The organism is Streptomyces sp. NPDC017940 (assembly GCF_044328435.1).
Classification (GTDB): Bacteria; Actinomycetota; Actinomycetes; order Streptomycetales; family Streptomycetaceae; genus Streptomyces.
Genome location: NZ_JBIRHJ010000008.1, coordinates 501498 through 522785, shown reverse-complemented (window position 1 = coordinate 522785; position 21288 = coordinate 501498). Strand labels below are relative to the sequence as shown.

The 21288-nt window shown below is 69.0% G+C and carries 17 protein-coding genes, 1 tRNA gene and 4 pseudogenes; 11 read left to right on the top strand and 11 right to left on the bottom strand.

The window, feature by feature from the left end; translation table 11 throughout:
- Positions 1-77: 77 nt before the first annotated feature.
- The 6 genes and pseudogenes from ACH4DX_RS28610 to ACH4DX_RS28585 form a co-directional block, all read right to left on the bottom strand.
- Positions 78-290 (bottom strand): annotated as a pseudogene (locus tag ACH4DX_RS28610) (AMP-binding protein); the annotation flags it as partial.
- A gap of 195 nt (positions 291-485) precedes the next feature.
- Positions 486-1049 carry a SigE family RNA polymerase sigma factor gene (locus ACH4DX_RS28605; protein ID WP_398119277.1) on the bottom strand — a complete coding sequence of 188 codons (564 nt, stop codon included), beginning with the start codon at positions 1047-1049 and terminating at the stop codon, positions 486-488.
- A gap of 203 nt (positions 1050-1252) precedes the next feature.
- Positions 1253-2239: a DUF1906 domain-containing protein gene (locus ACH4DX_RS28600; protein ID WP_398157267.1), complete on the bottom strand. Its 987-nt coding sequence runs from the start codon at positions 2237-2239 to the stop codon at positions 1253-1255.
- Positions 2240-2291: 52 nt separating this feature from the next.
- On the bottom strand, positions 2292-3458 hold the full coding sequence (locus tag ACH4DX_RS28595; RefSeq protein WP_398157266.1) for a lipid-transfer protein: 1167 nt from the start codon (positions 3456-3458) through the stop codon (positions 2292-2294).
- 752 nt (positions 3459-4210) lie between these two features.
- Positions 4211-5131 (bottom strand): annotated as a pseudogene (locus tag ACH4DX_RS28590) (Zn-ribbon domain-containing OB-fold protein); the annotation flags it as partial.
- 333 nt (positions 5132-5464) lie between these two features.
- A complete protein-coding gene (locus ACH4DX_RS28585) occupies positions 5465-5776 on the bottom strand; it encodes a hypothetical protein (protein WP_398119283.1) in 312 nt (103 codons plus the stop codon).
- A gap of 725 nt (positions 5777-6501) precedes the next feature.
- On the opposite strand from ACH4DX_RS28585, the gene ACH4DX_RS28580 reads away from it, so the two are divergent.
- Positions 6502-7494 (top strand): bifunctional DNA primase/polymerase, encoded by a 993-nt coding sequence (locus ACH4DX_RS28580; protein WP_398157265.1) that lies wholly within the window; start codon positions 6502-6504, stop codon positions 7492-7494.
- Positions 7495-7561: 67 nt separating this feature from the next.
- Here the strand turns inward: ACH4DX_RS28580 and ACH4DX_RS28575 are convergent, their stop codons facing one another.
- The 3 genes and pseudogenes from ACH4DX_RS28575 to ACH4DX_RS28565 all read right to left on the bottom strand — a co-directional run bounded on the left by ACH4DX_RS28575 (position 7562) and on the right by ACH4DX_RS28565 (position 9141).
- Entirely contained in the window at positions 7562-7765 is a 204-nt protein-coding gene (locus ACH4DX_RS28575; protein ID WP_398157264.1) for a hypothetical protein, read from the bottom strand.
- Between the two features lie 235 nt (positions 7766-8000).
- A pseudogene (locus ACH4DX_RS28570) lies at positions 8001-8842 on the bottom strand (class I SAM-dependent methyltransferase).
- Entirely contained in the window at positions 8839-9141 is a 303-nt protein-coding gene (locus ACH4DX_RS28565) for a hypothetical protein (protein WP_398157263.1), read from the bottom strand. The pseudogene ACH4DX_RS28570 and the gene ACH4DX_RS28565 overlap by 4 nt, the downstream one beginning before the upstream one ends.
- A gap of 92 nt (positions 9142-9233) precedes the next feature.
- On the opposite strand from ACH4DX_RS28565, the gene ACH4DX_RS28560 reads away from it, so the two are divergent.
- From ACH4DX_RS28560 to ACH4DX_RS28530, 7 genes and pseudogenes are all read left to right on the top strand, one after another.
- Complete coding sequence (locus ACH4DX_RS28560) at positions 9234-9623, top strand: primase-like DNA-binding domain-containing protein (RefSeq protein WP_398157262.1); 390 nt, start codon at positions 9234-9236, stop codon at positions 9621-9623.
- 246 nt (positions 9624-9869) lie between these two features.
- Complete coding sequence (locus ACH4DX_RS28555) at positions 9870-10058, top strand: helix-turn-helix transcriptional regulator (protein WP_398157261.1); 189 nt, start codon at positions 9870-9872, stop codon at positions 10056-10058.
- 65 nt (positions 10059-10123) lie between these two features.
- Complete coding sequence (locus ACH4DX_RS28550) at positions 10124-11560, top strand: site-specific integrase (protein ID WP_398157260.1); 1437 nt, start codon at positions 10124-10126, stop codon at positions 11558-11560.
- 192 nt (positions 11561-11752) lie between these two features.
- Positions 11753-12661 carry a hypothetical protein gene (locus tag ACH4DX_RS28545; protein WP_398157259.1) on the top strand — a complete coding sequence of 303 codons (909 nt, stop codon included), beginning with the start codon at positions 11753-11755 and terminating at the stop codon, positions 12659-12661.
- A 29-nt stretch (positions 12662-12690) separates the two neighbouring features.
- On the top strand, positions 12691-13056 hold the full coding sequence (locus tag ACH4DX_RS28540; protein ID WP_398157258.1) for a hypothetical protein: 366 nt from the start codon (positions 12691-12693) through the stop codon (positions 13054-13056).
- A 1665-nt stretch (positions 13057-14721) separates the two neighbouring features.
- A pseudogene (locus tag ACH4DX_RS28535) lies at positions 14722-14853 on the top strand (NUDIX domain-containing protein); the annotation flags it as partial.
- Entirely contained in the window at positions 14838-15602 is a 765-nt protein-coding gene (locus ACH4DX_RS28530; protein ID WP_398157284.1) for a GntR family transcriptional regulator, read from the top strand. The pseudogene ACH4DX_RS28535 and the gene ACH4DX_RS28530, both read left to right, overlap by 16 nt.
- Before the next feature lie 154 nt (positions 15603-15756).
- On the opposite strand, the gene ACH4DX_RS28525 is transcribed toward ACH4DX_RS28530, so the two are convergent.
- A tRNA-Ser gene (locus tag ACH4DX_RS28525) sits at positions 15757-15841 on the bottom strand.
- A gap of 48 nt (positions 15842-15889) precedes the next feature.
- Complete coding sequence (locus ACH4DX_RS28520) at positions 15890-17476, bottom strand: S1C family serine protease (protein ID WP_398157257.1); 1587 nt, start codon at positions 17474-17476, stop codon at positions 15890-15892.
- Between the two features lie 217 nt (positions 17477-17693).
- Between ACH4DX_RS28520 and ACH4DX_RS28515 the strand changes: the two genes are divergently transcribed.
- The 3 genes from ACH4DX_RS28515 (at position 17694) to ACH4DX_RS28505 (ending at position 20912) form a co-directional block, all read left to right on the top strand.
- Positions 17694-18596, top strand: a complete 903-nt coding sequence (locus ACH4DX_RS28515) for a glycerophosphodiester phosphodiesterase (protein ID WP_398157256.1) — start codon at positions 17694-17696, stop codon at positions 18594-18596.
- Between the two features lie 53 nt (positions 18597-18649).
- Entirely contained in the window at positions 18650-19303 is a 654-nt protein-coding gene (locus ACH4DX_RS28510; protein WP_398157255.1) for an ATP-binding protein, read from the top strand.
- Positions 19304-19928: 625 nt separating this feature from the next.
- Positions 19929-20912 (top strand): DUF5926 family protein, encoded by a 984-nt coding sequence (locus ACH4DX_RS28505; RefSeq protein ID WP_398157254.1) that lies wholly within the window; start codon positions 19929-19931, stop codon positions 20910-20912.
- The last annotated feature ends 376 nt before the right edge of the window (positions 20913-21288 follow it).

Here is a 21288-nt window from a genome sequence, read left to right as displayed (position 1 = left end):
CGAAGGAAACCTCCGGGGGCGCTCGCCGAGCCGCTGCTGCTCAGACCCGCAGGTCAGACCCGAGATGTTTTGGGAACGCTGTTCCACATGAACGTCGCGACCCGTTCGTCGTCCTCCACGCCGAGGTCGTCGCGCAGGGCGTGGGCGAGCTGAGCGGCGCGGGCACCGATGTCACGGAAGCTCCGGCGCTGCGGGGCGCCGTCGCCGGTCCAGGTGACGACCTGCGAATCCCCGTGTACGGCTGTTCCATGGTTGAGGATGCGGGTCACAGTCAGCGGTACGTCCTGCATGGTGCTCAGCACGGCGTCCTCCCGGGGGCGTGGCACGGGCGACCGGGTGGTCCCGGCGCGCTACCTGGCAGTAGCCCAGATTCTTGCCGCATACCGCGCGGTATGTCACTACCGCGGGAGCACATGAAGGGAAAAATCACCGCGCGCGGCCGGACGCGTCGGCCCGGAGACCGGCCCGGGGACCGACCCGGGCCCTCAGCGCACCGGGGTGAGCTCCGGGTCCTGGCGGAGCTTGCCGAGCGCACGGGACACCGCGCTCTTCACCGTGCCGATGGAGACCCCGAGCACCTCGGCCGTCTGGGCCTCGCTCAGGTCCTCGTAATACCGCAGGACGACCATCGCCCGCTGCCGCGCGGGCAGCTTCATGATCGCGCGCCACATCGCGTCGTGCAGCGCCTGCTGCTCGGCCGGGTCACCGGCCGGCACGGTCTCGGGCTCGGGCAGCTCGTCGCAGGCGAACTCGTCGACCTTGCGCTTGCGCCACTGCGAGGTGCGCGTGTTCAGCAGCGCCCGGCGGACATAGCCGTCGAGCGCCCGGTGGTCCTCGATCCGGTCCCAGGCCACATACGTCTTCGTCAGTGCCGTCTGCAGCAGGTCCTCGGCATCGCTCGGGTTCGCCGTCAGCGAGCGGGCCGTGCGCAGCAGCACCGGCTGACGCGCCCGGACGTAGGAGGCGAACGACGGGTAGGCGGAAGGACTCGTGGTCCGCGTCGCGGCCTTCGATGCGCTGGTGCACACGGTCACCATGGATGCGGTCATGGCTCCACGCTAGAAGCGACCCCTACATCAGCGGATCGGCCGCAGGTCCCGAAGCCTTGTCCGCCTCAGGTTGTACGAGGGGAGCCAGCCCCACCTCCTGAAGGTGGAGGAGGTGGAGCGGACCCCTGCGGGTTCAACCCTGAGGTGTACGCGACCGCCCGCGCAGAGGGGCACGGTTCCGGCGCACGCGGCGCACGCGCGTTCTAGCCCAGGGTGGCCACCGGTGCGTCCACGAGGTTGCGGTCGATGGTGATGGTGCGCCCGCCGTGGCGCTCCGTGACGTTGCCCGCGTACTGGTGGATCCGGCTGTGGGGCTGCCAGGCGTCGCGGCCGAGCGCGGGCTCGCCGTTCAGGTCGGGGGTGGTGTGCCAGCGCGCGAACCACATCACCGCCGGCAGGTCCTGTACGCCCTCGCGCCGCGCCTCGTCCATGTGCGTCACGCCGGAATTGGCGCTGCTGTAGAAGCCCGGTACGTAGTTGTGTCTGCGTACTTCGCGGTTCCAGGCGCGAACGAAGGAGAGCGTGGTCTTGGCGCAGTCCTGCTGCTTGTACCGGTACGCCTCCATGTCCAGGTAGAGCGGGCTCTCCGGTGCGATGCCCATCTCCTCGGCCTTGTTGACGGCGTCGGCGCCCTCGCGGGTGCCCTGCTCCCAGGGTTTGTCACCGATGCGGACGTGCTGCTTGTTCTTCGCCATGACGCACGGGGACTGGGAGCCCACGTACAGCGGAAGGACCCGCCAGCCCATGTCGTCCACCGAGCCCAGCCACTCCCGGCTCAGGTGCTTCTGGTCGGCGCAGGCCCGGCCGCGGCCCCCGAAGTACACCCCCACCGCACCGTAGTCGGACGCCAGCCAGCGGCGCATGGTGTCGACGGCGGGCGCCTGGCAGGTGTCGAAGGCCCGGCCGTAGAAGGTGTCGGGGGCGGCGTGGTTCCTCCCCGCGGTGGCACCCGGCCGCGCAGCGGCACCGGCACCGGGTGATCCGGCAGCAGGCGACCCGGCACCGGGTGCAGCGGCCGAACCGGCGTCGGCCAGTCCGACATCGGCCAGTCCGACATCGGCCAGTCCGACGTCGGCCGCCCCCACGACGACCGCGTCGGCGTCGGCGTCGGCTGGTGTGGTCGTGTCCATGGCCAGCGTCCCCGCGGCCAGGGCGAGGACTGTTCCCAAGAGCATCTTTCGGTGGCGCATACGGCGAGTGAACGGGGCGGGCCCGCCGCCGAGCGCGGGACACGCGCCGCGTTCAGCCGTCCGCCGCGAGAATCAGCCCCGATGTGGGGACACCGGTGCCTGCCGTCACCAGGACGCGCGCGGCGTCGCGTATCTGGTTCACCGCCGTGCCCCGTACCTGCCGGACCGCCTCGGCCACACCGTTCATCCCGTGCAGATACGCCTCCCCGAGCTGCCCGCCGTGGGTGTTGAGCGGCAACCGCTCCTCCGCCACGAAATCCGCCGCCTCGCCGGGACCGCAGAACCCGAACTCCTCCAGCTGCATCAGCACGAACGGAGTGAAGTGGTCGTACAGGATCCCCACATCCACTTCCCGCGGCGAGAGACCCGCCGCGCGCCACAACTGCCGCGCCACCACGCCCGTCTCGGGCAGCCCGGTGAGGTCGTCGCGGTAGAAGCTGGTCATCTGCTCCTGTGCTCGGCCCGCGCCCTGCGCCGCGGCGGCGATCACCGCGGGCGGCCGCGGCAGGTCGCGGGCGCGCTCGACACTCGTCACGACGAGGGCCTGCCCGCCGTCGGTCTCCTGGCAGCAGTCCAGGAGGCGCAGCGGCTCGACGATCCACCGCGACGCCGCGTGGTCCGCGGGTGTGATGGGCCTGCCGTAGAAGTACGCCGCCGGGTTCGTCGCCGCGTACTTCCGGTCGACCACCGCCACCCGGCCGAACACCTCCGGCGTCAGGTCGTACGCGTACAGATAGCGCCGGGCCGCCATCGCCACCCACGACGCGGGCGTGAGAAGGCCGAACGGCAGCGCCCAGCCGAGCGCCGCGCCCTCCGCCGACGGCTCCCGGTGCCGCACCCCGGAGCCGAAGCGACGGCCGGAGCGCTCGTTGAACGCCCGGTAGCAGACGACCACTTCGGCCACCCCGCTCGCCACCGCGAGCGCCGCCTGCTGCACGGTCGCGCAGGCCGCGCCGCCGCCGTAGTGCACACGGGAGAAGAACGACAGCTCCCCCATGCCCGCGGCCTGCGCCACCGTGATCTCCGGGCTGGTGTCCATCGTGAACGTGACCAGGCCGTCGACGTCGGACGGCCGCAGGCCCGCGTCGTCGAGCGCGGACCGCACCGCCTCCACGGCCAGCTTCAGCTCGCTGCGCCCGGAGTCCTTGGAGAACTCCGTGGCGCCGATCCCGACGATCGCCGCCCTGCCGCCGAGGCCGTCCTTGTTCCGTACGCTCATGCCGTACCCCCCGGGGCCACGGGGACCGTCACCGTGACCGTGCCGGTCACGTGCTCGCCGATGCTGTTGATGCCGACGACGTGGACGGTGAGGGTGGCTTCCGCCTCCACTTCCGCTCCCGCCCCCGCCCCCGCTTCTGCTTCCGCTTCCGCTTCCGCTCCCACCCCCGCCTCCGCTTCCGAGCCGCCGTCCCGTGCTTCCCGCTCGACCGGCGCCTGCTCGACCTGCCCCCGCAACACCATCGTGTCGCCCGGATAGTTGGGCGCGCCGAGTCGGATGGCCACCTTGCGCAGTACGGCTTCCGGGCCGAGGCAGTCCGTGACGTAGCGGCCCACCAGGCCGTTCGTCGTGAGGATGTTCATGAAGATGTCGGGGGAGCCCTTCTCTCGTGCCGAATCCGCGTCGTGGTGCACGTCCTGGTAGTCCCGCGACGCGAGGGCTCCGGCCACGATCAATGTGCGGGTCACCGGAATCTCCAGCGGCGGAAGGGAGGCCCCTGACCTGGGCGAACGCCCCCCTTCAGCGGTACGGGCCGCCGCGGCGCCAGGGGCCTCTCCCCGACCCTCCCCGGGCAGCCCCCGGCCCTCCCCGGTCTCGCCCGCCTCCCCGACCTCGCCCACCGCCCCTGTCCCGCCAACCGGTCCGGTCCCGCCAACCGACCCGGTTCCGCCAACCGGTCCGGTCCCGCCAGCCGATCCGGTTCCGCCAACCGGTCCGGTCCCGCCAGCCGATCCGGTCCCACCCGTATCTGGATCGACCGGCCGGAACACCGGCAGCTCCCACTCCCCGTCGTCGGCGTCGACCCGCCGGAACTCGAGGCGCACCGGCATCCCGATCCGCACCTCGTCGTGTGCCGCCCCCACCACCTCGCTGATGATCCGCACCCCCTCGGCCAGCTCGACCAGCACCACCGCGTGCGGCGGGTCGAAGGCAGGGAACGGGGGGTGGTGCAGCACGACGTACGAATAGACCGTGCCGGCACCGCTTGCCACGACCGTGTCCCACTCCGGCGCGCCGCAACCGTTGCAGCCGGGCAGCCAGGGGAAACGCAGCCGGTCGCAGGCGGTGCAGCGCTGGATGAGCAGTTCGTGCCGGGCCACGCCGTCCCAGAAGCCCGCGTTGTCCCTGTTGATCACGGGACGTGGTCGTCGGCTCGCCGCGGCCGGGGGCTCCGCCGTCCTCGGCGGCCGGCGCGCGGGCGCGTACTTCAGGATCCGAAAGCGATGGGTCCCCGCGGGCTCGCCGTTCGCGCGGACGTCCATCCGCGTGGTCACGAAGTAGCCCGTGCCGAGTCTGGTCGTCTTGCGTTCCGACACCGACTCGATCACCGCGTCGAAGGTGATCCCGTCGCCGGGGCGCAGCGCCCGCAGGTACTCCTGCTCGCAGTCGGTCGCCACCACGGAGGCGTAACCGGCGTGGTCGAGGAGCGCGAACAGCTCGTCGTACGCCCCCGAGCGGTCGGTGTGTCCGGAGAGACCACCCATCGTCCACACCTGGAGCATGGTGGGCGGCGCGACGGCGTCCGCTCCGGCGTACGCGGCGTGCGCGTCGCCCATCGCCTCGCACCAGTGCCTGATCATCGGGGCGTTCACCGGGTCCTTGCCGCGCCCGGCGACGACGGCGGGCCTCCCCACGTACTCCTTCAGCCGCGCGTGCAACCCGTCGTCCGCCATGCCGGGCGCCTCCGGTACGACCGATGCCTCCGGTACGCCGGGCGCCTCCGGTACGACCGATGCCTCCGGGGCTACCGGGGTTCCTGGGGCTACCGGGGTTTCCGGGGCCTCCGGTACGTCGGACCCGTACAACCGGCGCGTCATCGCCGCCCCCTCCACTCGCCGGGTCGCACGGTCGGCCCGACCGGCAGGCATTTCTGACTGTCCGTCAGGTACGCCCCGGGCGTCAAGCCCCCGGACGCGACTGCGCGGCGGTGCCGAAGCACCGCCGCGCAGCATCACATCACCCCGCAGAACCGGCCCCCGGGGATCACTCCCCGCCGGGGCCCCGGGTCACCAGAGCTCGCTGAAGTTGACGGCGACGTTCGCGTTCGTCTGCTCGATGGCCGTGAACGCGGAGCCGTTGACCTGCGCGGTGTTGCTCTGGTTCGCGGCGCCGTTGCCGACCGCCTGCTGCTGTGTGGTGGACGAGTTGCCGTTGTTGTCGTCGCCGACGCCACTGCCTAGAACAGTGGCCACACCCGCGTTGGATCCGTCGTTCGCGAACGAGCCGTTGTCGGCCGTCGCCACACCGGAGAAGAGAGCTGCGGCGAGAGGCAGGGCCGCGACAGCAGCGAGTGCACGGGCGGTACGGATGCTTGCCATGTCATTCCTCCAGAACGGGAGATACACCCCGGCGAAGAACCGGAATCACCTCAACTAGGGCTTGCAGCAAGGTGGTTGGCCGACCACCTCGGTATCTGCACTGCACGACGTCGCGACTCCAGAGTTGCCCACCGAATCCCCTCGGAACCACCCCGTACAACACGTTTCCCCCTCAAGCGTGAGAACAAGTCGATAAACATTCTTTGCGGCAGCAGACACTCCGTACGGCGGCCTCGCGGGCGCCGAAGGCGAGGCGCCGCACGGGCAGAAGCGCCCCTGCGGCCGCCGGAAAAAGGCCCGCTACGCCCCCGGGACGCACCACCCCAGGCCACCCCCCTTCCCCTCATCGAACGTCTGTACGAAAATGAAGCATGGCCTCCTCCGACCGCCATGCCGCAGATCGCAACCCGCCCGACGAGAACCCTGACGGGACCCCTGGCCGGACCCCAGACCAGGCCTCAGGCGAGAACCCTGACCAGACCCCTGACCGCACCCCGGACGAGAACCCTGACCAGATCCCGGACGGCACCCCTGACGGGACTTCCGGCGGAGCCCTCGCGGCCCGGTGCCAGGACCGGCACCAGAACCGGCGCCAGGACCGGCACCAGGACGGGCACCAAGACCGTCGCCAGGACGGGAACCGGGACGGGAACCAAGACCGTCGCCAGGACGGGAACCGGGACGGGAACCAAGACCGGCACCAACACCGGCACCAAGACCGGCACGTGGACCGACCCCCCGGCCAACACCCCGCCCCACGCCCCGACCGGATCGCCGCCCGGCACACCGCCACCCTCGCGCTCGCCCACGCCCTGTCCGCGGCCGAGCGCGGACTGGCCGTCATCCCGCTCTCCCGGACCAAGCTCCCGGCGCTGCGCTCTCCGCACCACGACCGCCCGCACCACGACTGCCCGCCCCACGACCGCCTGCCCCACGACCGCCTGCCCCACGACCGCCCGCACGTCGGGCCGCCGTCGTCGGCGCCACCCTGCCGGGGCGAGTGCGGTCGTACGGGGCACGGCGTGTACGACGCGTCGACCGACCCGCACCGCATCCGGGAACTGTTCGCCGCCGCGCCCTGGGCCTCCGGTTACGGAATCGCGTGCGGACTGCCCCCGTACCACCTGATCGGCATCGACCTGGACACCAAGTCCGGTACCGATGCCCCGGCCGCGCTGCGCGAACTGGCGCTGCGGCACCTGTTCACGATCCCCGAGACGGTCGTCGTGACCACACCGAGCGGTGGCCGGCACATCTGGCTGTCGGGGCCACCAGGCGCCGTGGTGCCCAACTCCGCGGGCCGTCTGGCTCCCGGCATCGACATCCGGGGAGCGGGCGGGTACCTGGTGGGCCCGGGTTCCCGTACCGAACACGGCGTGTACAGCACCGTGCCCGGTACGGCCCACCTCCCCCCGGCCGCCTGCCCGGCCGCGCTGCTGCGGTTGCTGGCCCCGGGGCCGCGCCGCCGTGCGTCACCGCCGGGCGTGGGCGATCCGGCGGACCCGCAACAGGGGCAGGGCCTGGTCCAGTTCGTCCTCGCCGCGCACGAGGGGCAGCGCAACACACGGCTGTTCTGGGCCGCGTGCCGCGCGTACGAGAACGGTCTCGGCGAGGCCCTGACAGGCCCGCTCACGGATGCGGCCCTCCAGGTGGGCCTCACCCTCCGCGAGGCCCACTCGACGATCGCCTCAGCCGCGCGCCTCACGGGTCACACCTAAAGGGTCACACCTAAGGGGACGCGCCTGAGGGGACGCGCCTGCGGGGACCCGCGTAACCGGTGGTGCCCTACAGGAGGGAAGGGTCGTCGAGCCTTTCGACCAACTCCTTGCCGGGCACCCCGTCGAACGAGCCCTGCGCGATGATCGACCCGATCTTGAGCCCCTTCTCCCGCGGCTCGTCGGCGGCCGCGGCGGGCGCGGCGACCGCCCCCAGGGCCCCCAGCGCCATGGCCGTCCCGACGGCTCCCGCCACCGCCTCAGCGATCCTCATTGCCGGTGTCCTCTCCGACAGCACGCCCTCGGGCACGACGGTCGCACCCCCGGGGGCACCGTGCACCGATGCCCGAGCCCTGCCACCACCGGTAACCCGCCACACCCCGACGAGGTACCGCCCCCTCACCCGGGCGGCTCACCGCACCTACGGGCCCGAGCGGGCCGGGGCGAGCCGGAAACAGGCGGAAGGGGGGTGCCGCTCCCAAGAGGGGCACCCCCTGCTGACCCGCGAGCTACTGCTCAGTTCCCTCGGCGGGTGGGGATGTGAAGCGGCAGACGAGCATGCCGCCAAGACAAGTGACGCGGAAAGAGCCCTCTGCCCGAATGGTCTCGTTGACCCGCTCCCGCGCGCGCACGATCGTCTCCCAGAACGGAACGCCCATCTTGTCCGCCCAGGCTGCGTATGAGGCCAAGTGCGCGACGACTGGTTCAGCGTCGGTCACCTCGATCACCCCGGGAAGGGGGATCGTGCGAATCTCACCGAAGACCGTACCGAGGATCGCCGGCGCGTCCTCCAGGGTGAAGCGAGCAGACAACTGCACGCGGGCCGGGCCTTCCTGGATGCCCAGCACATCAGCCGCGGCCCGGCGCCAAAGGTGCTCCAGTTCCCGCTTGTCGGTCTGACTGTTCGTGGAGACGATCGCGATGCCGCCGGGTGCCAGCACGCGGCCCAGCTCCCGGACGGCCTGGGCCTGGTCCTCGACGTGGTACAGCATGTGGAGCGCAAGCACCGCACCGAGCGCTCCATCCGCGATCGGCAACTGTTGGGCGTCCGCGACAACGGCTCCAGGGACCGCGCGAGGATGCCGTGAGAGACGTCCATGGCCAGCATGTTCAGGTCGGGACGATCTTCCCGCACGCGGGCGACGAACTTCCCGTTTCCGCACCCCACGTCTGCGACGGCACCGCGTACGCCAGCCAGTTCGTTCACAACGATGCCCGGTAGGTCATGGCTGGGGGTCTGCCACTGGTAGAGGGATTGGCGGGCAGCCAGGTGCTGACCCGTGCCGTACGCCTTGGTGGAAAGCAGGCTGCGGTCGGTGACCATATGGTCAGGCGTGGGTTGAACGGTCATCGGGGCTCCGTAAGGGTGCTGACGAGAGCGGGCCGGACGGTCACCTCGTGGATGTGCGCGCGGAGATCGACTGCTGACTGTGCGCCACGGTACGGCTCGCTTCCGAGGAGCGCGGCCAGATTGCGGAGCCTGATGGTGATGCTCGCCGTGAACACCTCGGCGGTGAACACTTCCGAGAGCTTCGCCCCGGCTCTCTCAACCTGACCGCTCGCAAGGTGCGCCGTGGCCAGATCCAGGTGGGCGGCTTGTAGATCGCCGGGGGAGCGGTCGCCCTCTGGCCCGGCGTGGTACAGCTCCACGGCACGATGGGAAGCGTCTATGGCTCATCGCCCGCCGCTTCATCGTCCTCAACTTCACCCGCTCCTGGCTCGGGCAGGAAGACCACACCCTGTTGGACCGGCTCATCGCCGAACTCCCCGGAATCCTCAACTGGGCCCTGGACGGACTCGCCCGCCTTCAGCGCACCGGCCGGATCACCGAACCGGCCGCCAGCCGGGATGCGGTCGCCACCATGCAGGACACCGCCTCACCGACGACCGCGTTCATCCGGGAGCGCTGCACCACCGGACCGGCGTACTCGATCCCCGTCGACAACCTGTGGGCGATCTGGCGCGAATGGGCCGAGGACAACGGCGTGAAGCCTGGCAGCAAACAGGTCTTCGGCCGCGACCTCCAGTCCGCCATCCCCCAACTCTCCGTCAGCCGCCCCCGCGACGGCGAGACCCGCATCCGCATCTACACCGGCATCACCGTCCGGCCCGCACCCGGCGCCGACGGATGAAGTAACGCCGACAATCCCCAAGACCGTGGACCATCGCGGACCACACCCCCTGAACTGCACGTTTCCCCGACTCCGATCGCGGACCACTGCGGACCACGCCTCCAAGAGTGGTCCGCGATGGTCCGCACAACACTCCCTGCAAAACAGCAGGTCAAACAGGGTGGTCCGCGATGGTCCGCGGTCCTCAGCATTGTGGCGCCAGTTTATCCCCAGCCCACTCCCGACGCTTCCCCAAGGAGCCACGGAATGTCTCGCCAGCCGATGCTCAAACTCGCCGCCGTACTCGAAGAAATCGACATGAGCCGCGCCGCCTTCTACCGGATGCGCGCCCGTGGCCAAGCTCCCCGTCTCCGCAAGCTCCCGAACGGCCAGCTCCGCGTCAGCCGCGCCGACCTGGACGCATGGTGGAAGACCTGCGAGCAGAACGCCGCCTGACTACACCGTCGCCCCGAGCCCGCCCCCTGACTCTCGGGGGCGGGCACTGCCTGTTCTGGAGAATCATGCTCACGTACGACGTTGTCGTGTGGTCTATCCGCCGCCGCTCCGGCCGCCCGAAGCCCTGGGAGCTTCGGTGGCGCGTAGGTGAGGAGGGTCATTCGAAGAGTTTCGCGCTCAAGCCGCAGGCGGATGGCCGCCGCTCACAACTCATGGAGGCTCTGCGCAAGGGCCAACAATTCGACGAGGAAACGGGACTTCCCGAGCAGGAGTTGGCCGCACTGGCGATGCCGACCTGGTACGAGCACGCCAAGGCATACGCCCTGATGAAGTGGCCAGGAGCGGCGGGGAAGCACCGCGCGAGCATCGCCGAGTCGCTCGCCGTCGTGACACCTGTCTTCGTCCGCACCACCGCCGGTCAGCCGGACCCCCGAACTTTGCGCGCGGCGCTCTACCAGTGGGCGTTCAGAGCGGCGAAGACCGAAAGCGGCGAGTGGTTGCCGCGTTGTGAGACCGAGGCTCTGCCGGAAGACATGCGCAAGGCTCTCGACTGGGTCGCGGCCAACTCTCTGAAGGTCAGTGAGGCCGCCAAGCCGGAACACATCCGTTCCGCGTTCGCCGCCCTGTCGAAGAAGCTCAACGGTTCTCCGGCCGCCGAAAACACGGCCAACCGGAAGCGGATGGTGCTCAGCAACGCCTTTCGGTACGCGGTTGAGGAGCGAGCGCTCCTGAACCGGCATCCGTTCCTCGCCGTCGACTGGACGGCCCCGTCCACGTCCGACGAAGTCGACTTCAGGTACGTCCCCGGCCCTCGGCTCGCGCGCCGGCTGCTCGGCGCCGTGGCGGAGTACGGTCCGCGCGGCCAGCACTTGGAGACGTTCTTCGGCGCGATCTACTACGTGGCCACCCGCCCCGGTGAGGCCGTCTCGCTCCGGAAGGACGATTTCACGCTCCCACCTGAGAGCGAGCCGGATGCCTGGGGCGAAGTGCTGGTCTCCGAGAGCCACCCGGAAGTAGGGGCCGGATGGACTGACAGCGGTAAATCCCACGACCAGCGCGGGCTCAAGCACCGGGCCCGCAACGCCGTTCGTGCCGTCCCGATCCCCCCGGTCTACGTCCGGATGGTCCGCGCACACATCGCCCGTGGCGTCGCCCCAGACGGTCGGCTGCTCTGGGCAGCGCGCGGCGGCCGGGTTCACGTCGAACGAGTACTGCGCCGTCTGGGACACCGCTCGCGAAGCTGTGCTCACCCCGTCCGAGCTGAGGTCCGAGATGGCCGCTGTGCCGTACTGCCTGCGCCATGCCGCCGTATCCCTGTGGATCAAACAGGGCGTGGACCCGGTGGAGGTCGCGTACCGTGCCGGCCACAGCGTCGCGGTGCCCTACCGCTTCTACGCCAAGCTCCTGAAGGGCAGTTCCGCCCACGCCAACAGCCTGATTCAGAGGGGTCTGGAGGAGGCAGAGGAGTCTGCCTCCTAAGGACCTTAGGTCTCGGCGATTGATCGGCAGCATCCACGAGCAGGCATCGGTGGGACGGTGACACACGGCAGCTCTTAGGCCACAGCTAAGGCCGCCCCTGCGGTTGGTAGCTCGTGGACGCATCACGGTCAAGAAAGAAAGCGCCGTTTCCACTACTCGCCCGGTCTGCTCCTGACACGATGGCTATCCCTTAGTCCACAAGTTAGGACAGATCTGTGAGCGGAATTTCTTCGATAACGGTCAGCAAGGGATCACTCCTGGCAGGCCTGGGTCACGTAATTCGCCACCTGGAAACCATCAGCGACGGATTCGCAATGTCTATATCCGGCAGGACTGTGGGCCAACCAGACACTGTGGCGAAACTTACCCATCGAGAAATCGAAGACATACTTGCAAACCTAGGCGACCTAAAATCAAGCACCGACACTTCATTCATCTGGGCCGATAGGGCCGAGTTCACTATTGTCCCCCTGAACAATCACGCCAGTTTTGAAAGATCCTTCGATGGTGCGGAATTCAAAGGCCAGGGAGACAATCCGATATCCTATGAAGTCGGCCCCCCCTCCAAAGAGGTCGTTGCATATCTCCTCTGCCTAATTGGCGAGAATCCCGCACTCAGAGCAACACGCAAGTGGGGAATGATTCGGATGCGCATTCGACGCATTGCTGAATCCTTCGTAAGGGATAGCGACGGCCCTCTTTCTCTCCTTGACCTAGTGGGCGAGATTTTTTACGCAGTGACCCTGCGGATCGAGTCCCGCGAGGGGGGCCTGGACTACGAGAATCTGGCGAATTCATTCCTATTTCATGCCGCTTACAACATGGATCTAGCGGCCCGAATCGGCACAGACCCCCTCTTCGTCACTAGCAAAATCCAGCGAGTGCGACGCGTGACAGGGGCAGCCTTCGACCCACCTAGGCAAACATACAGTTCCGACCTCATCCAGCACTACCTAATGGGAGTAGCAGCAGAGATCCCGTTGCTGGAGTACCTGTCTTACTACCACGTTGCAGAACACTACTTTGAGAAGGTTTTCAATGATGATCTAGTGGAACAGGTGAGAAAAGGGATAACCGATCCCTCCTTTTCCGCCCGTCGCGCGCGAAAGACATCCAAGCCGTAGTGCGAATTGTAAATAAGGCTCAGCGGCAAGTGAGAGAGGAGGGGGGAGTCAACGAACAACGCGCACTGGAACTCGTCCTGGAGCGCTTTGTGGACATCAGTCGCCTAGTGGCCGAACTCAATACGTACGACGGCACACTGATCAATTACTATAAAGCGAACGGAGTCCCCTTCGCCGGAGCCAACAAAGTCGATCTTACGGTGGCAAACGAGGAAACAGTTCGCACTTCAATGGCGAAGCGCATCTACAAGGTAAGAAACGCCTTGGTTCACGCAAAAGAAGGCGATCTTCCGAAGTATGCGCCTTTCGCGCACGACGATGAGCTCTCGCAAGAAGTGCCGCTTATGCGTTTCATTTCAGAGCAGATCATCATCAAACATGGAAAGGTTCTTTAGCTCAGACCGAGTCTGGACCCCTCCTCGCCGCCATCGCCGAAGCGAGCAACCCAGGTCTGCCCCAGTCGCCTCGGGGCGACCTCCGTCTGGCCCACGTATGGCCCACACGCACTGGTCAGAGGCAGTACATCCCCGAATCAGGGTGAGACAGGCCAAGCGAAGAGGGCGTGACCCCGAATCGGAATCACGCCCTCTGACCAGCGCTAACGCTGACCTGCTGCGGTGGGTGTGGGATTTGAACCCACGGTGACTTGCGCCACGGCGGTTTTCAAGACCTTTCAAGGGTCGGGCGGGTTACCCGCTCCGGTGCAGGTCAGGCGAGCGAAACCGCCCCGCCTCAGTAACCGCAGCGCTTTCCGTGCCCCCTACGTGCCCCATCACCGTGCGAAGCGGAGAGCAATAGGGGAAGCTCCCGACTCCGTCCATGCTTTAGCGAACCACTGACCGATTTTCGTGAGCCGCCAATTATCCACACTGCGCCCACTGCCCACCGCCTGCGAGTCCCCAAGAATTCTCACGTAACCGTCAGATTCCAGAAACCTGAGACATGACCGCTGACTCTGCGGGTGCTGGAAATGCATGCCACCACGCTGCGCGAAGACCTGTAGCCACATGTACTCACTACCTGTGTATCTATCATTCGCCCAAGCGAGACGCGCCTTGATTACTCGCAGGTCATGATCTGGAATACGTCCGGCAGTGTGCTCGTGATGGTGAGCCGCACATGCCCTAAGAAGGTTACCAAAGACATCAGGTCCCCCCTTAGCGCGATCCCAAATGTGACAGTTCTCCTGTGCAGGCATTCGACAGAAAGCAAATGGACACACTCCCCCAACTTCAAGGCGGAGATCGCGCTCCAATGTCGCTGGGAGACTAGGACGTGATCCACTCATCTCAAATAGCCCCATAGTGCTCTCGCGCTGCACTGGCTACTTCCATTCCAACATCCTTTTGCCGTACACCACCGCAGCTTCACTCCAAGAACATGCACTACAACGATCAAGGTACGCATAGGTCGACGCATCTCGTGCGGCCTTCTCACTCAAGCGCCTGAAATTATGGCGATCACGAACACGGCCACAGGGGGCATCAGCAGAGTGATAGATAGTTAGCTCCGGGCCCGGCGTCCATCGCACCAGACATGGGATGCCCCCACTTTCCCTAGCCACTTTGGCCGCCTTTCGAGCAACCTTCAACAGCCTACTACTCACCTCCTCCTGTAAGCGAAGCACTTGAGAATGGGATTCCTCCAAAATCTTCGCCTTCTCCCGCTTCAACTCCTCGAAGACATCACTACCGCTCACAGGTCACCCCTAACGATCTACTTCCGGGACGGTTAATTAATACCACCCGACCACTCTCTAGACGGGGGGTTGACATCTATTTTCCCAGTAAAGGCATCAATCGATCACTTCTCTACGAGATTTGATCACTGGTGATCAAAGCGCAGAGACATCAAGGGGAATTGTTGCCAGGGGATCCATGATCTTAATGGTTCAGGCAGGCCGCACATATCAACACAACGGCCCCCGACTAGATGAGCGTCGGGGGCCGTGCGTATTATGCGTTTAGGCGGGGTGAGGTTGCCACAGCTTACCCGTCTTCCTCCCCGGCAGTACGTGTTCCAGATCCGTGGTCACGCCCACTGAGGTAGCCGGAGTCGTGGTGCGCGAAGACGGACGCCTCCTGGCGATCCGCCGAGCCGACAACGGGACATGGGTACTCCCCGGCGGCGTACTTGAACTCAACGAGACCCCGGAGGCCGGCGTAGCCCGCGAAGTCTGGGAAGAGACCGGCAGCCGCCCTATCTCCGCATCGCCGATGAGCTACGACGGCGGATCGCGGAGCACGTGTGGGAGCCGGGGGATCGCCTCCCCTCGCGCGCCCAGATCGGCCAGGAATGCGGCGTGGGCGAGAACGCCGTCCGCAGGGCTCAAGAGCTGCTGATCTCCCAAGGCGTGCTGGAAGGCCGAGCCGGTTCGGGCACCTACGTCGCCGAGCCCCGGCAACGCGTACGTGTGGTGCGGTCGTCCGCGCGCGAGCAGCCAGAAGGGTCGCCGTTCCGGGCGGACATGAAGGCCGTCGGCAGGCAGGGTGACTGGGAGAGCAAGACCGACGCCAAGGTGCCGGCCCCGGCGGAAATCGCCGCCCGGCTCGGTATCGGCGAGGGTGAGCTGTGTGTCCGGACCGCGTACGAGTTCCTGGCCGACGGCAGGCCCGTGCAGTTGTCGACCAGTTGGGAGCCGTACGACCTCACCGCCGGCACTCTCGTCGTCCTCCCCGAGGGAGGGCCGCACGCCGGGGCAGGCGTCGTGAATCGGATGGCCGCCATCGGGATCACCGTCAGCCACGCCGTGGAGCAGCCCGAGCCCAGGCAGGCGACCGCAGAGGAGGCGTCGCTACTCGGCATCCAAAAGGCTGCGCTCGTCACGCACATCCGGCGGACGTACTACAGCGACCAGGGGCGGCCGGTCGAGACAGCGGACATCGTGGTGCCCGCCGCGCACTGCGAGATCGTGTACGAGATTCCGATCAGCCGGGCGTAAGCGACCCGGCGGCAGGGCCTTCAGGGCATGCCCCAGCCGTGCCCCTTCCGTGCCCGATCGGCCGGGAAATCGCGGGGAACAGCGGCACCCGGCGGGTCCCACCCACGACAACGGCCCCCGACCGTCACACCTGGTCAGGGGCCGTCAATCTCTGCGGTGGGTGTGGGATTTGAACCCACGGTGGTGTGAACCACGACGGTTTTCAAGACCGTTCCCTTAGGCCGCTCGGGCAACCCACCCCGCGCCCGCGGCCCAGACGGCCGTGGCGCGGGGTCAAGAGTAGCGGGTCAGCTGTCGCCCTTGCGTGCACCCAGGATCACATCGGCTGTGCGCTCCTTGCCGTCGCGCTCGTAGGTGATCTTCACGGAGTCGCCGGGCTTGTGGGTCCAGATCTGGCCGATCAGCGTCGGGCCGCTGTCGATGACCATGTCGTCCAGCTTCTTGATGACGTCGCCGGACTTGAGGCCCGCCTTGGCCGCGGGGCCGCCGGGCTCCACCGCGGGGCCCGAGCCGGTGGCGCCGCGGTCGGAGATGGTCGCGCCGTCCGAGGTCTCCGCCAGGGCGACCGACGCGCCGATGACGGGGTAGGTGGCCTCGCCCGTCTTGATCAGCTGCTGCGCGACGTTCTTCGCCTGGTTCACCGGGATCGCGAAGCCCAGGCCGATGGAGCCGGACTGGCCGCCCCCGCCGAGGCCGCCGCCGCTGTCGGCGGGCTTGATCGCGGAGTTGATGCCGATGACCGCGCCGCGCGCGTCCAGCAGCGGGCCGCCGGAGTTGCCCGGGTTGATGGAGGCGTCGGTCTGCAACGCGCTCATGTACGAGCTCTTGTTGCCGCCGTCGCTGGAGGTCACCGGGCGGTTCTTGGCGCTGACGATGCCCGTCGTGACCGTGTTCGACAGGCCGAAGGGGGCGCCGATGGCGATCGTGGAGTCCCCGACGGCCACCTTGTCGGAGTTGGCGATCGGGATCGGCTTGAGGTTCGCCGGCTTGTCCTTGAGCTTGATCACCGCTACGTCGTAGCCCTCGGCTCGGCCGACGACCTCGGCGTTGTACTTCTTTCCGTTCGAGAACGTTGCGGACAGCTTGCCGCCCTCGGCCGCGGACGCCACTACGTGGTTGTTTGTGAGGATGTGGCCCTGAGTGTCATAGACGAAGCCCGTGCCCGTGCCGCCCTCGCCGCTGCCGCTCTGGGCCTCGATCGTGACGACGCTCGGCAGCGCCCTGTTCGCGATGGACGCCACCGAACCCGGCTGTCGCTTGAGGTCGGCGGGGGAGTCCGAGGCGGAGACCGTCGTCGAGTCCGTGCTGCTGTCGTCGTTGCGGTCCGCCGCCCAGAAGCCGAGGCCGCCGCCGACGCCGCCCGCGATCAGCGCCGCCGCGAGGACCGCCGCGACCAGACCGCCCTTGCCGCCGCTCGGCTTCGGCGCGGACGGCTGCTCCGCCGTCCAGGACGCACCCCAGCCGGAACCGGCCCCGCCGCCGTGCCCCCCGCCCTGCGCGTACGTCGGCACCGCCGGCGGGGGCGGCGGGGGCCACGCACCGGCCGGGCTCTGGCCGGTTGTGGGCTGTCCCGCATCCGGGCGGGGCGCCTGACTCCGGCCCGCGCCCTGGTGCGCCGCCGTGTGGGCATACGGGTCCGGCACGCCCGGGGCGGGGGCGGGAGCGCCCGGCGCCGGGGCCTGCGCCGGAGTGTGGCCGGGCGCGACCGGCTCACCCCCGGCGGCGGTCGCCCCGGACTGCGCGGCGGCTCCCCCGGAGTGCTCCGGGGGCTGCTGCGCCGGCGCGTCGGGGGCGGAAGCAGCGGGAGTGGCCACCGGCACAGGAGGTGCGGACGGGGCCGGTGGTACTTCGGTGCCCTCGTTCTCGGTGCTCACAGCTTCTTCTCCTCGGTCCACGCTGTCGTACTCGGTCACGGCCTGAGAGCAGCAAACGATCAGATCGGTTCAGATGTGTCTGTAGTCAGCTTTTCCCATGGACTGTCAGGGCACCATAAGCCGAGGCTGTGCGTTCACGGCGGGCGAAACCGGCACACCCCGCCCCGGACCGACCCGCACGGCGGGCGCGGCGAGGCAGCGATGGCACGATGACGCGGTGACCCACGCACGACAGCACCACATCCAGGTCGTCGCCCACCGCGGCGCGTCCGAGGACGCCCCGGAGCACACCCTGGCCGCCTACAAGAAGGCGGTCGAGGACGGCGCCGACGCCCTCGAATGCGACGTACGGCTCACCGCGGACGGGCATCTCGTGTGCGTCCACGACCGCCGTGTGAACCGCACCTCCAACGGCCGCGGCGCCGTCTCCGCCCTGGAACTCGCCGATCTGGCCACCCTCGACTTCGGCTCCTGGAAGAACGGCGGCGCCGGGGGCACGGCCGGGGGTGTGCCCCCTGGCATGGACGCCGCCGGAGGAGTGCCCCCGGGCATGGACGGAGGTGTCGACGGGGAAGGGCCCGACTGGGACGTGGCGCCGGACCCCGCGGACACCTCGGTCCTCACCCTGGAGCGGCTGCTGGAACTCGTGGCCGAGAACAACGCCTCCGGCCGCCGGGTGCAGCTGGCCGTCGAGACCAAGCACCCCACCCGCTGGGCCGGTCAGGTCGAGGAGCGGCTGCTGCACCTGCTCAAGCGTTTCGACCTCGACGCGCCGCCCGCCGACGGCCCCTCCCCCGTCCGTGTCATGAGCTTCTCGGCGCGCTCCCTCCAGCGCGTGCGGGCCGCGTCGCCGACCCTGCCGACGGTCTATCTGATGCAGTTCGTCTCGCCCCGCCACCGCGAGGGACGACTGCCGCGCGGGGTGCGGATCGCGGGCCCGAGCGTCCGGATCCTGCGCAACCACCCCGGGTACGTGGCCAAGCTCAAACGCGCCGGGCACCAGGTCCACGTATGGACCGTGAACGAGCCCGAGGACGTCGAGCTCTGCGCCCGCCTCGGAGTCGACGCGATCATCACCAACCGCCCCAAGCAGGTGCTCTCCCAACTGGGCCGCGGATAGCCCCTGTCACGGGGAGTGCACCGGCGCGTTCGCTGCGTGTTCGACCGTGTCGAGTGCGTCACCATCCCGTCGTTGGCCGGTTTCCGGTCCAGGCCATTGGGGCATCCACACCGTGGCGTGGGGCAAAGGAGGTCTCGGGGGTGGCATTTGTGGTGGCACGGGAGGTGCCCGCGTCGTCGAGCATGGCCGTACCCCATGGTCCTGCGGGCGTGGGGGAAGCACGACACCGGATGCGTGATCAGTTGCGCGTCAGCGGAGTGTCGGAGACGGTCATCGACGATGCCGTACTAATCCTGTCCGAACTTCTCAGCAACGCCTGCCGACATGGCAGGCCGCTGGGCCAAGGGCTTCATGACGACGGCGACAGCGACGGAGACGTACGCGCGGCATGGCGCGTCGACAGGACGGGACGGCTCACGGTCGAGGTGACGGACGGCGGCGGACCGACCCGCCCGGCCCCCGCCACCCCGTCCGTCACGGCCCACGGCGGCCGCGGACTGAACATCATCACCGCTCTCGCCGAGAACTGGGGGGTCCGCGACGACATCCACGGCGAGGTCACCGTCTGGGCCCTCGTGCAGTCCGGTCACCGCCGCGAGGATTTCGCTACGCGCGTCGCGGCACCGGCCGGGGCCCCGGCGACGGCGACGGCGACGGCGACGATGTCCGAACTGGCCTACGCCGATACGTTCGACGACGGGGACTGACGACAGGGACCCGACGACAGGGACCGGCGGCGGGACTGCGGGCGGAGCTGCGGGCGGGACCGGTGGCGACACCGCGGGCGGTCCGCCAGGGCTCCGGGACGGAGCAGCGAGGGCTGCGGAACAGCAGGATCTACGGAACAGCGAAGGCTTCGGAACAGCGCGAGCTTCGGACGGGCGGAAGGTGCTACGCCCGGTGGCGCGACACCCACCAGCCCTTCGGTACGAGGCGCGGCGGCCCGACGACCCGGCGCCGCCCCGGCCCCTCGGCACGAGACGTACTCGCCCCATGACATGACACGCACCGGCCCAACGGCATGAACCGTACCGGGCCGAAGGCAGGACGGACAGTAGCCGGACCGCACCACATCGGGCGGACCTGCCGCGGAGGGTACGAGAGCCACCGGTACGAAGGCCCCCGATCCCGCGCGGCGACCCGCACCGGGCCCGCAAGCCGACCCCCGGCCGTCCCGCGACGGGACACACCGGGTCCGCCGGCACCACCCGCACCGGTCCCGGGCCGCCGCGACCGCCCCTCGCCGGTGCGCACGCGCGCTCAGTCCGGTCCAGGGTGAACGGCTAGGCTCGCGCCCGTACGCAAGCGAGCCGTAACCGGGAGACACCCACGATGGCCAAGAAGCGCCCGCAGACCAAGGGCAACCAGGGCAACAAGGGCAAGCAGTCGCAGCTCAAGGACCATGAGGTCCCGGTGGTCGGCGCCCGGGAACCCTGCCCCTGCGGTTCGGGCCGCCGCTACAAGGCCTGTCACGGCCGGTCCGCCGCGCACGCGGTGACCGAGCTGGTGCAGCGCCCGTTCGACGGTCTGCCCGGCGAGTGCGACTGGGTGGCCCTGCGCGAGTTGGTGCCCGCCGCGACCGTCGAACTCACGCTGAAGGAGGCGCTGCCCGACGGCGTGCCCTCGGTGACCCTGGCGACCGTCCTTCCGATGGCCTGGCCCGCGCTGCGCCGCGACGACGGCTCGGTCCTGCTCGGCTTGCAGAACGAGACCTCGTCCGGCGACATCAGCCGCGATCTCGCCGACACCCTGCGGCGCGCCCTCGCCACCGAGCCGGGCAATCCGGTCCCCGGCCGCCGGGCGCCCGCCGACGGGCCGCGGCTCCAGGAGCTGATCGACGAGAAGAGCGCGTTCGAGCCGGTCGTGCACTCCGGGTTCGAGTTCTGGGTGCCGGACGCGGAGAACGCGGCGCCGGAGGTGTCGGCCTCCCTGGAGCGCGCGAACGCCGCCGCCATCCCGACCGTGAGGCTGTCCGGCGTGGACGCCGCGTACTGGTGCGAGACGCCGGAGAAGAACCACCTGCGGTGGGTCATGCCGCACCCCGAGGAGCAGTTGCTCGACGCGCTCGCGCGGCTGCACGCGGCCGGTACGTCGAGCCTCGGCGAGGGCACCCGCCTGGTCGGCTCCTTCCGTGCACACGGACTGACCGTGCCGGTGTGGGACCTGCCGAGCGGTGTGGGCGCCGCCGACGTCGAGGGGCCCGCCGCCGAGTTCGCCGGGCGCCTGGCCACGGCGCTCGCGGCCACCGAGCCGCTGACGCCGGAGGAGCGCAGGGCCCGCGGCGGCCTCACCAACCGTCAGGTGACCCTCAGCTGAGGTGTCCCCGGCGGTCGACCGCGGGGCATCCGGACGCCCGGCCGACCCGCAGGAGACCCCCGGCCGACCCGCAGGAGACCCCCGGCCGACCGGCAGGAGACCCCCGGCCGACCGGCAGGACACTCCCGGCCGACCGCCAGGGCGGCGCAGGCGCGGGCGCCCGGATGGCGTAGGCGCGGGTGCCGGGATGCGTGGACGCCACGCGTCCGGTACCGCGCCGCCGTCCGCCGAGGCACTTTCGGACGAGTGTCCGGACACGCTCAGGGGCCGGTCCGCGCGCACCCGGCGACGGGGCTCGCGAGGGGCGGGCCGCCCCGTCGGCTGCGACTCCTCACTGACCCACCAGTCAGTCGGATCGGAATGCGTGACTCCTGTC

What these genes read in the sequence shown, in the direction of transcription:
- ACH4DX_RS28605 (WP_398119277.1), bottom strand. Translation starts at nt 1,049, where the DNA reads ATGACCGCATCCATGGTGACCGTGTGCACCAGCGCATCGAAGGCCGCG.
- ACH4DX_RS28600 (WP_398157267.1), bottom strand. Translation starts at nt 2,239, where the DNA reads ATGCGCCACCGAAAGATGCTCTTGGGAACAGTCCTCGCCCTGGCCGCG.
- ACH4DX_RS28595 (WP_398157266.1), bottom strand. Translation starts at nt 3,458, where the DNA reads ATGAGCGTACGGAACAAGGACGGCCTCGGCGGCAGGGCGGCGATCGTC.
- ACH4DX_RS28585 (WP_398119283.1), bottom strand. Translation starts at nt 5,776, where the DNA reads ATGGCAAGCATCCGTACCGCCCGTGCACTCGCTGCTGTCGCGGCCCTG.
- ACH4DX_RS28575 (WP_398157264.1), bottom strand. Translation starts at nt 7,765, where the DNA reads ATGAGGATCGCTGAGGCGGTGGCGGGAGCCGTCGGGACGGCCATGGCG.
- ACH4DX_RS28555 (WP_398157261.1), top strand. Translation starts at nt 9,870, where the DNA reads ATGTCTCGCCAGCCGATGCTCAAACTCGCCGCCGTACTCGAAGAAATC.
- ACH4DX_RS28550 (WP_398157260.1), top strand. Translation starts at nt 10,124, where the DNA reads ATGCTCACGTACGACGTTGTCGTGTGGTCTATCCGCCGCCGCTCCGGC.
- ACH4DX_RS28505 (WP_398157254.1), top strand. Translation starts at nt 19,929, where the DNA reads ATGGCCAAGAAGCGCCCGCAGACCAAGGGCAACCAGGGCAACAAGGGC.